A 13,177-nucleotide genomic window follows, 5' to 3' on the forward strand; every position below is an offset into this window, starting at 1 on the left:
GTTCGTCGCTTGAAAGCGGACGGATAAGTCATTGCGCTACCCCTTCACCCCCAAAACCGCATCCAGCAACCCCGGAAACCTCTTGTCCACCTCCTCCCGGCGCAGCGTGTTCATATGCTGCACCCCCGCGATGCGCGTGTGCACCAGTCCTGCCGCGCGCAGCACGCGGAAGTGGTGGGACATGCTCGATTTGGGGCGGCCGCCGTCGAGGGCGGCGCAGCTGGCTTCGATTTCGCGGTCGAGCTGGCGGACGATGTCGAGCCGCACGGGATCGCTCAGCGCGTGCAGCGCGTGCTCGATGGTGACGGTGGCAAGGTCGGGATGCTGATAGGTTCGCATCCAACTCATATAGCATGAGGCCCTTGTAAATCCTATAGTTCGATTATATTCGTACTATCATAGTTATCCAAGGAACTCCCATGACCGACCAGACTGCCGCCAAAACCCCCACCCAAACCCCCGCGCTTTTCGAGCCGTACACGCTCAAGTCCGTCACCCTGCGCAACCGCATCGCCGTCTCGCCGATGTGCCAGTATTCCGCCGAAGACGGCGTGCCCAACGACTGGCACCGCTCGCACCTGGTCTCGCTGGCACGCGGCGGCGCGGGGCTGGTGGTGGCCGAGGCCTCGGGCGTCTCGCCCGAAGGCCGGATCACCCCGGGCTGCACCGGGCTGTGGAACGACGTACAGCGCGATGCATTCGCGCCGATCGTTGCCGAGATCAAGGCCGCAGGCGCGGTCCCCGGCATCCAGATCGCGCATGCCGGGCGCAAGGCCAGCGCCAACAGGCCGTGGGAAGGCGATGATCACATTCCCGAGGGCGATCCGCGCGGCTGGGAAACCGTCTCGCCGTCTCCAATCGCGTTCGGCGGTGGCCTCAGCAAGGTGCCGCGCGAAATGACGCTGGCCGACATCGAGAAGGTCAAGGCTGACTATGTGTCAGCCGCAATCCGCGCGCGCGAAGCCGGGTTCGAATGGCTGATGCTGCACTTTGCGCATGGCTATCTGGCGCAGAGCTTCTTCTCCAAGCACTCGAACCAGCGCACTGACAATTATGGCGGAAGCTTCGAGAACCGCGCGCGCTTCCTGCTCGAGACGCTCGAGGCCGTGCGTGAAGTGTGGCCCGCCGATCTGCCGCTGTCGGCGCGCTTCGGCGTGATCGAGTTCGACGGCAATGACGAGGAAACGCTCGCCGAATCGATTGAGCTGATCAAGCTGATGAAGGACCGCGGGCTCGATTTTATCGATGTCAGCATCGTGTTTTCGACGCCGACCGCGCAGATCCCCTGGGGTCCGGCGTTCATGGCGCCGATCGCCGAGCGCGTGCGCAACGAGACCGGTCTCCCCGCAGCCACCAGCTGGTATATCGGCACCTCGGAAAACGCCAATCGCATGGTCGAGACCGGCCAGGTCGATCTGGTGATGATGGGCCGCCCGCTGCTCGAAAACCCGCACTGGCCGTACATGGCGGCGAAGGAACTGGGCAAGGACAAGCCCAGCTGGACACTGCCTGCGCCGTACGCGCACTGGCTCGAGCGCTATCGCTAAGCCCGGGGTACGCTCCTGACGCACAGCAAGAGGGGGAGGCGGTTGGTCCGCCTCCCCCTTTTTCATGCGCAGGATCGAAAGATCAGGCGGCGGTCTGCATGGCATAGCGGTTGCGCATCAGGAACAGCGCGCGACGCTTGCGATTAGCCCGCGTCTTGAACGGATTGTCGCGGTCCGGTCGCTGCGCGATCAGCTGCTCAAGACGGGCATCATCGGGCATGCCAGTGCGGGGCGTTGCGACGCGCGTGGCCGGGCGGGGGATTGGCGGGGCGAAGGCGGTCGCCGGGGCCGCCGGGGCAGGCGGCGCGACCACAGGCTGGACGAACGAGGCCGTGGCCGGAGCAGGCGCGGCCTGCGTGGTCACGAACCCGGCGTGCGGGCGATCGTGCGGCCCTGCCAACTTGCGGTCATAGTCCGCATCAGCGGCGCGCTCCTCAGCCATCTGGTCCGCACTCTTGCGGGTGCGGGCGCGGCTGAGCGCAATGGCACCGCCGCCCAGGCCCAGGGCTGCGAGGAGGGCAGCCATCCAGCCCCAGACCTCGCCATTGCCATCCGTACCCGTGCCATCCGCGCCTGTGGTGGTTACCGGCTCGTCGGCGGCGGGCGCGCCGATGGAAGGCTCACCACTGCCGACTGGCGCCGCGATGGTCGTTTCGACGACCGGATTGTCAAGCGGCGCGCTGGTGGTTTCGGGTGCCACCGGAACAGGGGCGGGTTCAGCCTGTGCCGTCTGCGGCGCTGGGCGGGCTGCCGGACGCGGCGTTGCGGCTGCACGGCGAGCCGGCGGCGTTGCGACCTCAGCTGCCGGGGCGATGGCGGTCACGGGAACATCGGCGATGGTGGGCGGGGCGACGGGGCTCGCTATCGGGGTTCCGGGAAGAGGCGCCGCAGGAGGCTGCGCCGCGCTGGGTGCGACGGGGCTCGACATCGAAGGCGTCGATACCTGCGGCGTCACGCCGGGCTGGCCGACGGCAGGTGCGCTCGGCTGCGGGATCGGCATCGTCGGCGCGACGGTCGGGCTGAGCGTCGGGGCGGGGGACGCGTCCTGCGCGATCAGCGGGGTTGCGGTGAGGGCAAGAACGGCGGCAATCGCGGCCCTTGCCGGGCGAATGGGGTGCGATGTGTGTGTCATAGTAACGGGACTACGCTCAAGGCTCGCCAATGCGTTCAGCCCTGCCCATCAAAACTCCGATGGAAGGAAGTCGTTTGTCGCCCAACGGACAAATTGGGTCTGGCTTGCATACCTAATTCTTGCGAATGACTTGCGCGACTGACACCGGGAGAGGCTATCCAAATGCGCGTTTTGAGTCTGGCTCTGCTCGCTGTGGTGCTGGTGGTCGGCACAGGAAGCCTGTGGACGCAGGGGCCTTTGCCGCTGGATGTCGCGATCACGCGACAGCTGCAAGGCGTGATCGACCCGCATGCACCCTGGATCGAATGGCTCTCGGCCACCGCCGGCTGGCCGTGGATCGTTGTCAGTACGCTGGTGGCGGGGCTGTTTGTCGCGTCGCTGACCCGGCTGCCGGGCGCTGCGGCCCTCATCCTGGGCGTCGGGATCGCGATGGCGAGCGAGCGGCTGGCGCGGCTCGCGATTTTCGTACCGCGTCCTTCGGATGACCTTGTCGCGGTCGCCAGGGCCAGCGCGTCATCAGGTCTGCCTTCGACGTTCGCGATCTTTTATGGCGCAGTGTGCGCAGGGTTGATCCTGGCGGCACATCGCCAGAACGGGAGCGAGGCGATGGCGGTGCGCTGGGCGGCGGCGGCGCTGTTGCTGTTAGGGTGTGTCGGGCGCGTGGCGGCTGGCGGACACTGGACCAGCCAGGTGGTCGTGAGCGCGGCGCTGGGCGCGCTGGCCGCAATCCTTGCGTTTAGACTGGCGGGGGTGCGTCGTTAGGCCTTATTCGTGCAAGGCAAAGCGCGGCAGGCAGGCGATGATCGCCAGCACCAGCCCGATGGCCACGGCCATCCACAGGGCGCCGAGGCCCCAGTCCAGATAGGCAAGCACGCCCAAGCCCGCGCCACTGACCAGCCCGGTCCACAGCAGCAGGTGCGGCACCCAGGCCCAGCGCTGACCCGCCCGATGGATGCGCGAGAGCGCCTGGCCCAGCTTGACCAATGTCCCGGTCATATAGGTCAGGCCGATACTGACCTCGCCTTCGCGCTGGAAGACGGTATTTTCCATCCCCATCGCCAGCAGGGTAAAGCCCACCGCCAGCGTGCCCGTGCCCACCATCGCCAGCCCGGCCGCGATCGCCAGCAGCAGAACGACGCCCAGGATCGTCAGCGGCAGGCGCGCGCGCCGGGGGCAGGCATGGCCGATCAGATTGCCCAGGATCACGCCCAGCACGAAGGTTGCGATCATCGATCCGGCAATCGCGGCGATCCGGCCATCGGTGAACAGCCCCACCGCCATGCGGGTCGAGTTGCCGGTCATGAACGCAGTGAAGAAGCCGCCCGTATAGAGAAAGCCGATGGCATCGACGAACCCGGCCAACCCCGCGAGCGCGACCGCGAGGAACCAGTGGTTGCGTTGATAGCGGGTCATGCGGCAGACTATAGCCCGCCCGGCGCCCCGTTGTCATCCGTCGCAAACCCCGCCTGCACTGGTTTGACAAGTCCAACAGCGCGGCCTATATCGGCCTTCGATACCGGACGCTTCGAGACATGACAGGTTTGCGCGGACCTGCCCAACGAAGGAAGCCTTCGGAACCATTTAGACGCGATAGGCTGCGGTTCCTGGGGTTTCCCATGGACCAGCGGCCTTTTGGCGTCTCTGTGCGCCACGAATATGACGTGCGAATCGATAGACACGAAAAGGCGAAGACAAGTTTATGGCAACCTCTACACGAGCATCGGCCACCAACAAGCCGACTCCGATGAAGCGTATCCGCAAGATTTTCGGTGACATCCACGAAGTCTCGGAAATGCCGAACCTGATCGAGGTTCAGCGCGAAAGCTATGAGCAGTTCCTGCGGTCGGACCCCTCGGTCGGCTATGTATCGGGACTGGAAAAGACGCTGCGCAGCGTGTTCCCGATCCGCGATTTCGCTGGCACCGCCGAGCTTGATTTCGTGCACTACGAGCTCGAACCCCCCAAGTACGACGTGCAGGAATGCCGCCAGCGCGGGATCACCTATGCAGCTCCCATGAAGGTGACGCTGCGCCTGATCGTGTTCGAGGTCGACCAGGAAACCGAAAGCCGCTCCGTGCTCGATATCAAGGAGCAGGACGTCTATATGGGCGACATGCCGCTGATGACCGCGAACGGCACGTTCGTCGTCAACGGTACCGAGCGCGTGATCGTCAGCCAGATGCACCGTTCGCCGGGCGTGCTGTTCGATCATGACCGCGGCAAGACCCACTCGTCGGGCAAGTACCTGTTTGCTGCGCGCGTCATTCCGTATCGCGGTTCGTGGCTCGATTTCGAATTCGACGCCAAGGACATCGTCAACGTGCGTATCGACCGCAAGCGCAAGCTGCCGGTCACCTCGCTGCTGTACTCGCTCGGCCTCAACGACGAGGAAATCCTCGACCATTTCTATGAAAAGGTCGTGTACGAGCGCGGCACCGGCGGCTGGAAGATTCCGTACGTGGCCGAACAGTGGCGCGGGATGAAGCCGGCGTTCGACATCGTCGACGCTGAAACCGGCGAAGTCGCGTTCAAGGCGGGTGACAAGATCACCCCGCGCGCCGCGACCAAGGCGGGCAAGGATGGCCTCAACAGCCTGCTGATTCCGACCGAGGAAATCTTCGGCCGTTACAGCGCCTATGACCTGATCAACGAGCAGACCGGCGAAATCTACATCGAAGCGGGCGACGAAGTCTCCGCCGAGAACCTGGAAAAGCTCGACAAGGCTGGAATTGACCAGCTCGTGCTGCTGGACATCGACCATGTGACAACCGGTCCCTGGATTCGCAACACGATGAAAGCCGACAAGGCCGATAATCGCGACATGGGTCTCGATGCGATCTATCGCGTCATGCGTCCCGGCGAGCCGCCAACGCGCGAAACAGCGGATGCCCTGTTCGAAGGCCTGTTCTTCGACGGTGAGCGTTACGACCTGTCCGCCGTGGGCCGCGTCAAGCTGAACATGCGTCTGGAGCTCGACTGCGAGGACACCGTCACCACGCTGCGTCGTGAGGACATCCTGGCCGTCGTCAAGACGCTGGTCGACCTCAAGGACGGCAAGGGCGATGTTGATGACATCGACAACCTCGGCAACCGCCGTGTGCGTTCGGTGGGTGAGCTGCTGGAAAACCAGTATCGCGTCGGCCTGCTGCGCATGGAGCGTGCGGTCAAGGAGCGGATGAGCTCGGTCGATGTCTCGACCGTGATGCCCAACGACCTGATCAACGCCAAGCCCGCGGTGGCCGCGGTGCGCGAATTCTTTGGCTCCTCGCAGCTGTCGCAGTTCATGGACCAGACCAATCCGCTGGCCGAAGTCACCCACAAGCGCCGTGTTTCGGCCTTGGGCCCAGGCGGTCTGACCCGCGAGCGCGCAGGCTTTGAAGTCCGCGACGTTCACCCGACCCATTATGGCCGTATCTGCCCGATTGAAACGCCCGAAGGCCCGAACATCGGTCTGATCAACTCGCTGGCCTCGTTCAGCCGCGTCAACAAGTACGGCTTCATCGAAACGCCGTACCGCAAGGTCATCGACCACAAGGTCACCGATGACGTCGTGTACCTGTCGGCAATGGAAGAGGCCAAGCACACGATCGCGCAGGCCAACGCCGAGCTCGACGATGACATGGGCTTTGTCGAGGACATCGTCTCGTCGCGTCAGGCAGGTGAATTCCTGATGGCGCCACGCGACATCATCACCCTGATGGACGTCAGCCCCAAGCAGCTGGTCTCGGTCGCGGCATCGCTCATTCCGTTCCTGGAAAACGATGACGCCAACCGCGCGCTGATGGGATCGAACATGCAGCGTCAGGCCGTGCCGTTGGTACAGGCCGAAGCGCCGTTCGTCGGCACCGGCATGGAAGAAACCGTGGCGCGCGATTCGGGCGCTGCAATTGCTGCCAAGCGCGCCGGTATCGTCGATCAGGTCGACGCGACCCGCATCGTGATCCGCGCCACAGGGTCAGTGGATTCGGGCCGCTCGGGCGTGGACATCTACACGCTGCAGAAGTTCCAGCGTTCGAACCAGAACACCTGCATCAACCAGCGTCCGCTGGTGAAGGTGGGCGAAGTGATCGCCGAAGGCGACATCATCGCCGACGGTCCCTCGACCGATCTGGGCGAACTGGCACTGGGCCGCAACGCGCTCGTCGCGTTCATGCCCTGGAACGGCTACAACTACGAAGATTCGATCCTGATCTCCGAGCGCATCGTCAAGGACGACGTGTTCACCTCGATCCACATCGAAGAATTCGAAGTCATGGCCCGCGACACCAAGCTCGGACCTGAAGACATCACCCGCGACATTCCCAATGTCGGCGAGGAAGCCCTGCGCAACCTCGACGAAGCGGGCATCGTCTATATCGGTGCGGAAGTGCATCCTGGCGACATTCTGGTCGGCAAGATCACGCCCAAGGGCGAAAGCCCGATGACGCCGGAAGAAAAGCTGCTGCGCGCGATCTTCGGCGAAAAGGCGAGCGACGTGCGCGACACCTCGCTGCGTCTGTCGCCGGGCGTTTCGGGTACGGTCGTGGAAGTTCGTGTGTTCAACCGTCACGGTATCGACAAGGACGAACGTGCCCTGGCGATCGAGCGCGAGGAAATCGAGCGCCTGACCAAGGACCGCGAAGACGAACGCGCCATTCTCAACCGTGCGACCTACAACCGTCTGCGCGAAATGCTGGTTGGTCAGGTCGCATCGGCAGCGCCCAAGGGCGTCAAGAAGGGCGATGCGATCACCGAGGAGCTGCTCGAGGACGTTGAAAAGCACCTGTGGTGGAAGTTCGCGGTCGAGGACGATGCGGTCCAGTCCGATCTGGAAGCCGTCAAGGTCCAGTATGACGAAGCCGTCACGCGCATCACCGAGAAGTTCGACGATCGCCGTGAAAAGCTGGAGCGCGGCGACGAGCTGGCTCCGGGCGTGCTGAAGATGGTCAAGGTGTTCGTCGCGGTGAAGCGCAAGCTGCAGCCGGGCGACAAGATGGCCGGACGTCATGGAAACAAGGGTATCATCAGCCGCATCCTGCCGATCGAGGACATGCCGTTCCTTGAAGACGGCACGCATGTCGATTTCGTGCTCAACCCGCTGGGTGTGCCGAGCCGCATGAACGTCGGTCAGATCTTCGAAACCCATCTGGGCTGGGCCGCACGCGGTCTGGGTCAGCAGATTTCGAAGGCGCTGGACGACTGGCGCGAGGCCAATCCGAACCCGGAAGCGGCCAGCCCGCCCGATGCGGTGCGCGAGAAGCTGAAGTACGTCTATGGTACCGACTATCACGTCGAGATCGACAACCGCAGCGATGAGGGCGTTGTCGAACTGGCAGGGCTCCTGCGCAACGGCGTTCCGATGGGCACCCCGGTGTTTGACGGTGCGCGCGAGGCGGACGTTTCGCGGATGCTGGAGCGGGCGGGTCTCGACCCCTCGGGCCAGGTCGATCTGTACGACGGCCGTACCGGCGACAAGTTCGACCGCAAGGTGACCGTGGGCTATATCTACATGCTCAAGTTGCACCACTTGGTGGACGACAAGATCCACGCGCGTTCGATCGGACCCTACAGCCTCGTCACCCAGCAGCCGCTGGGCGGTAAGGCGCAGTTCGGTGGACAGCGCTTCGGGGAAATGGAGGTCTGGGCACTCCAGGCCTATGGCGCGGCCTATACGCTGCAGGAAATGCTGACGGTGAAGTCCGATGACGTGGTCGGACGCACCAAGGTCTACGAGGCGATCGTCAAGGGTGACGACACGTTCGAGGCCGGCATCCCTGAGAGCTTCAACGTTCTGGTCAAGGAAATGCGCTCGCTGGGTCTCAACGTCGAGTTGAACTCCATCGATGCTCTGCCCGATCCGGACGAAGAGCCCGACGCGCTGTCTGAAGCTGCCGAGTAAGAATACTCCCCTCCCCTTCAGGGGAGGGGCCGGGGGTGGGGCTGTAATTGGCCTCACCCAACATTCCCCACCCCAACCCCTCCCCTAAAGGTGAGGGGCTCGGAAGGCGAAAAAAATGAACGAACTGACCAAATTCAACAATCCCGCCGTGAAGCCGGAAACCTTCGACGAGATCCAGATCGGCCTCGCGTCGCCTGAGCGTATCCGTTCGTGGTCCTTCGGCGAGATCAAGAAGCCCGAAACCATCAACTATCGCACGTTCAAGCCCGAGCGTGACGGCCTGTTCTGCGCGCGCATCTTCGGTCCGGTGAAGGATTACGAGTGCCTGTGCGGCAAGTACAAGCGCATGAAGTACAAGGGCATCGTCTGCGAAAAGTGCGGCGTTGAAGTCACCGTGACCAAGGTGCGCCGTGAGCGCATGGGGCATATCGAGCTCGCCGCTCCGGTTGCGCACATCTGGTTCTTGAAGTCGCTGCCCTCGCGCATCGGCCTGCTGCTCGACATGCAGCTCAAGCAGCTTGAGCGCGTGCTGTATTTCGAAAGCTATGTCGTTATCGAACCCGGCCTCACCAGCCTGGAAAAGTATCAGCTGCTGACCGAAGACGAACTGCTCGACGCGCAGGACGAGTTCGGCGAAGACGCGTTCTCCGCCGGTATCGGTGCAGAAGCCGTGCGCCAGATGCTGATGGACCTCGACCTCGAAGCCGAGCGTGCCGATCTGCTGCAGGAACTCGAGACGACCAAGTCGGAACTCAAGCCCAAGAAGATCATCAAGCGCCTCAAGGTCGTGGAATCGTTCATCGATTCCGGCAACCGTCCCGAGTGGATGATCCTGGAAGTCATTCCCGTGATCCCGCCCGAGCTGCGCCCGCTGGTGCCGCTGGACGGTGGCCGTTTTGCGACCTCGGATCTGAACGACCTGTACCGCCGCGTGATCAACCGCAACAACCGCTTGAAGCGGCTGATGGAACTGCGCGCGCCGGACATCATCGTCCGCAACGAGAAGCGCATGCTGCAGGAAGCTGTCGATGCGCTGTTCGACAATGGTCGTCGTGGCCGCATCATCACCGGTGCCAACAAGCGTCCTTTGAAGTCGCTGTCCGACATGCTCAAGGGCAAGCAGGGCCGCTTCCGTCAGAACCTGCTCGGCAAGCGCGTCGACTATTCGGGCCGTTCGGTCATCGTGACCGGCCCCGAACTCAAGCTGCACCAGTGCGGCCTGCCCAAGAAGATGGCGCTCGAGCTGTTCAAGCCGTTCATCTACGCGCGTCTCGATGCCAAGGGTCTGTCGATGACCCTCAAGCAGGCGAAGAAGTGGGTCGAAAAGGAACGCAAGGAAGTCTGGGACATCCTGGATGAGGTGATCCGCGAGCATCCCGTGATGCTCAACCGGGCGCCGACGCTCCACCGTCTGGGCATCCAGGCGTTCGAACCCGTGCTGATCGAAGGCAAGGCGATCCAGCTGCACCCGCTCGTCTGCTCGGCGTTCAACGCCGACTTCGACGGTGACCAGATGGCCGTCCACGTTCCGCTGTCGCTCGAAGCGCAGCTGGAAGCGCGCGTGCTGATGATGTCGACCAACAACATCCTGTCGCCCGCCAACGGCAAGCCGATCATCGTGCCTTCGCAGGACATGGTTCTGGGTCTGTATTACCTTTCGATGGACCGCGAAGGCGAGCCGGGCGAAGGCATGCTGATGGCCGACATCGCCGAAGTGCACCAGGCGCTGGAAGTCGCAGCCGTGACGCTGCACACCAAGATCATCGCGCGCGTTCCGCAGACCGACGAACAGGGCAACCAGTATCTGAAGCGGTACAACACCACGCCGGGCCGCATGCTCATCGGCGAGTGCCTGCCCAAGAGCCACAAGGTGCCCTTCGATGTCGTCAACCGCCTTCTCACCAAGAAGGAAATCGGCGACGTCATCGATCAGGTCTATCGTCACACCGGCCAGAAGGACACCGTCCTGTTTGCCGATGCGATCATGGGTCTGGGCTTCCGTCACGCCTGCCGCGCCGGCATCTCGTTCGGCAAGGACGACATGATCATTCCGGACAGCAAGGAGCGTCTGGTCGATGAGACCCGCGCCCTGGTTGCTGACTATGAGCAGCAGTATCAGGATGGTCTGATCACCCAGCAGGAAAAGTACAACAAGGTGATCGACGCCTGGAGCCGTTGCGGTGACCAGGTCGCCAACGCCATGATGGAAGAGATCAAGGCGACGCCGAAGGACGAGCATGGCCGCGAAGCCCCGGTCAACTCGATCTACATGATGAGCCACTCGGGCGCGCGTGGTTCGCCAGCGCAGATGAAGCAGCTTGCCGGTATGCGTGGTCTGATGGCCAAGCCTTCGGGCGAGATCATCGAAACGCCGATCATCTCGAACTTCAAGGAAGGTCTGACCGTTCTTGAATACTTCAACTCCACCCACGGCGCCCGCAAGGGTCTGGCCGACACCGCGCTCAAGACGGCGAACTCGGGTTATCTGACCCGCCGTCTGGTCGATGTGTCGCAGGATTGCGTCATCGTGCAGGAAGATTGCGGTACCGAACGGGCGCTGGAAATGCGCGCGATCGTGCAGGGCGGTAGCGTCATTGCGTCGCTCGCAGAGCGTATCCTGGGCCGTACCCTGGCCGAGGACATCGCCGATGTGAAGACTGGTGAGGTTGTCGTTCCCAAGGACACGCTGCTCGACGAAGCGGCCGTGGCTGCGATCGAAGCGCTGGGCATCCAGGCTGCGCGCATCCGCTCGCCGCTGATCTGCGAAGCGACGATGGGCGTGTGCGGCAAGTGCTACGGCCGTGACCTGGCGCGTGGTACGCCGGTGAACATCGGTGAAGCTGTCGGCGTTATCGCTGCACAGTCGATCGGTGAACCGGGCACCCAGCTGACGATGCGGACCTTCCACATCGGCGGCGCGGCGCAGCTCAACGAGCAGTCGAACCTCGAAGCGGTGGCCGATGGCACGCTGCAGTACCGGGATATCCCGACCATCGTGAACAAGCGCGGACAGCGCCTGTCGCTCGCCCGCAACGGCGAAATCGCGATTGTCGACAAGGAAGGCCGCGAACGTGCGGTCCACCGTATCCCTTACGGTACCGTGCTGCTGATCGATGACAATGGACCTGTCAGCCTGGGCGACCGGATTGCCGAATGGGATCCGTTCACCATGCCGGTGATCACCGAAAAGCAGGGTGTCGTGAAGTATCAGGATCTGATCGACGGCAAGACGCTGATCGAACAGACCGATGATGCCACCGGCATCGCGCAGCGCGTGGTCGTGGAATACCGTGGTTCGCTCAAGGCGAAGTCCAAGGAAGATCTGCGTCCTCGCCTGACCCTGCTCGACGAGGATTCGGGCGAAGCTGCGCGCTACATGCTCGCGGTGGGTGCGATGTTGTCGGTCGAGGAAGGCCAGACGGTTCACGCAGGCGACATCGTCGCTCGTGTTTCCAGAGAAGCTGCCAAGACCCGCGACATCACCGGCGGTCTGCCGCGCGTTGCCGAACTGTTCGAAGCGCGCAAGCCCAAGGACAATGCGATCATCGCCAAGGTCTCAGGCCGCATCGAATTCGTCCGCGACTACAAGGCCAAGCGCAAGATCGCGATTCACCCGGAAGAGGGCGAACCGGTCGAGTATCTGGTGCCGAAGTCGAAGGTCATCGACGTCCAGGAAGGCGACTATGTGAAGAAGGGCGACAACCTGATCTCAGGTTCGCCCGACCCGCATGACATTCTGGAAGTGCTTGGCGTGGAAGCGCTGGCCGAATATCTGGTCAGCGAAATCCAGGAGGTCTATCGTCTGCAGGGCGTGAAGATCAACGACAAGCACATCGAGGTGATCGTTCGCCAGATGCTGCAGAAGGTCGAGATCACCGATGGCGGCGATACCACGCTGCTGCCGGGCGAACAGCTCGATGGCGAGGAAATGAACGAGTACAACGCGCGTCTTGCGCCGGGCAAGAAGCCGGCCGAAGGCAAGCCGGTGCTGCTGGGCATCACCAAGGCATCGCTGCAGACCCGTTCGTTCATCTCGGCTGCGTCGTTCCAGGAAACCACCCGGGTGCTCACCCAGGCGGCGGTCGAAGGCAAGCGTGACTCGCTGATCGGCCTGAAGGAAAACGTGATCGTGGGACGTCTGATCCCGGCGGGTACCGGTGCCGGCATGAGCCGCGTCCGGATCGCCGCGAACAGCCGCGATGCTGCGCTCCGTGCGCAGCAGCGCGCGCTGCAGAAGGCGATGGCAGCCGCCAACGAAGTCGCGGCGGCTCCCGCCCCGGCTCCGGTCGCCGCCGAGCCGGAAGAGGTGGACAGCGACGCCGAATAAGGCGGCTTCCCCGGCTCATGCCGGGGGCCAACCGCAGTCAATCACAAGAAAACCCCGCCGGAAGCAGTTCCGGCGGGGTTTTCTTTTGCTGGGTTCCAGCGCGGATCAACGAGCGTGAAGAGGTTCGTCTGCCAGGCGTCCGGGCTCGCGTCCGATCAAAGAATGCCGAATACGAGCAAGGCGACGATCAGCAGGCCGGGGACCCCAGCAGCCACAGAATAATTCCCTTTCCCATGATGGTTCCTTCTTCGAAACGTGTCCGCGATCGTTTGGGTCGCCGTTGGCCCGGACAT

At 63.3% G+C, this 13,177-nt stretch carries 7 protein-coding genes; 4 read left to right on the plus strand and 3 right to left on the minus strand.

The annotated features are described in order from the left end of the window. Positions 1–36: 36 nt before the first annotated feature. The gene (locus tag D618_RS0114405) at positions 37–339 is read right to left on the minus strand and encodes a helix-turn-helix domain-containing protein (protein WP_017672237.1); all 303 of its coding nucleotides are present in this window, start codon (positions 337–339) and stop codon (positions 37–39) included. Positions 340–419: 80 nt separating this feature from the next. Here D618_RS0114405 and D618_RS0114410 point away from each other — a divergent pair, with 80 nt between their 5' ends. Further along, positions 420–1,547 (plus strand): NADH:flavin oxidoreductase/NADH oxidase, encoded by a 1,128-nt coding sequence (locus tag D618_RS0114410; RefSeq protein ID WP_017672238.1) that lies wholly within the window; start codon positions 420–422, stop codon positions 1,545–1,547. 82 nt (positions 1,548–1,629) lie between these two features. On the opposite strand, the gene D618_RS0114415 is transcribed toward D618_RS0114410, so the two are convergent. Then, positions 1,630–2,679 (minus strand): hypothetical protein, encoded by a 1,050-nt coding sequence (locus tag D618_RS0114415; RefSeq protein ID WP_017672239.1) that lies wholly within the window; start codon positions 2,677–2,679, stop codon positions 1,630–1,632. A 162-nt stretch (positions 2,680–2,841) separates the two neighbouring features. On the opposite strand from D618_RS0114415, the gene D618_RS0114420 reads away from it, so the two are divergent. Continuing rightward, complete coding sequence (locus D618_RS0114420; RefSeq protein ID WP_017672240.1) at positions 2,842–3,441, plus strand: phosphatase PAP2 family protein; 600 nt, start codon at positions 2,842–2,844, stop codon at positions 3,439–3,441. A 3-nt stretch (positions 3,442–3,444) separates the two neighbouring features. Here the strand turns inward: D618_RS0114420 and D618_RS0114425 are convergent, their stop codons facing one another. After that, positions 3,445–4,092: a YoaK family protein gene (locus D618_RS0114425; RefSeq protein WP_017672241.1), complete on the minus strand. Its 648-nt coding sequence runs from the start codon at positions 4,090–4,092 to the stop codon at positions 3,445–3,447. A 286-nt stretch (positions 4,093–4,378) separates the two neighbouring features. On the opposite strand from D618_RS0114425, the gene rpoB reads away from it, so the two are divergent. Both rpoB and rpoC read left to right on the plus strand, forming a co-directional pair. Beyond that, positions 4,379–8,557, plus strand: a complete 4,179-nt coding sequence (gene rpoB / locus D618_RS0114430) for a DNA-directed RNA polymerase subunit beta (RefSeq protein WP_026091702.1) — start codon at positions 4,379–4,381, stop codon at positions 8,555–8,557. A 115-nt stretch (positions 8,558–8,672) separates the two neighbouring features. Beyond that, the gene (gene rpoC / locus D618_RS0114435; RefSeq protein WP_017672243.1) at positions 8,673–12,884 is read left to right on the plus strand and encodes a DNA-directed RNA polymerase subunit beta'; all 4,212 of its coding nucleotides are present in this window, start codon (positions 8,673–8,675) and stop codon (positions 12,882–12,884) included. Positions 12,885–13,177: the final 293 nt, after the last annotated feature.

This window comes from Blastomonas sp. AAP53 (genome assembly GCF_000331245.1).
GTDB lineage: Bacteria > Pseudomonadota > Alphaproteobacteria > Sphingomonadales > Sphingomonadaceae > Blastomonas.

Bases quoted from the DNA above. Each gene is read 5' to 3' on its own strand.
- D618_RS0114405 (WP_017672237.1), bottom strand. From the start codon at position 339: ATGCGAACCTATCAGCATCCCGACCTTGCCACCGTCACCATCGAGCAC.
- D618_RS0114410 (WP_017672238.1), top strand. From the start codon at position 420: ATGACCGACCAGACTGCCGCCAAAACCCCCACCCAAACCCCCGCGCTT.
- D618_RS0114415 (WP_017672239.1), bottom strand. From the start codon at position 2,679: ATGACACACACATCGCACCCCATTCGCCCGGCAAGGGCCGCGATTGCC.
- D618_RS0114420 (WP_017672240.1), top strand. From the start codon at position 2,842: ATGCGCGTTTTGAGTCTGGCTCTGCTCGCTGTGGTGCTGGTGGTCGGC.
- D618_RS0114425 (WP_017672241.1), bottom strand. From the start codon at position 4,092: ATGACCCGCTATCAACGCAACCACTGGTTCCTCGCGGTCGCGCTCGCG.
- rpoB (WP_026091702.1), top strand. From the start codon at position 4,379: ATGGCAACCTCTACACGAGCATCGGCCACCAACAAGCCGACTCCGATG.
- rpoC (WP_017672243.1), top strand. From the start codon at position 8,673: ATGAACGAACTGACCAAATTCAACAATCCCGCCGTGAAGCCGGAAACC.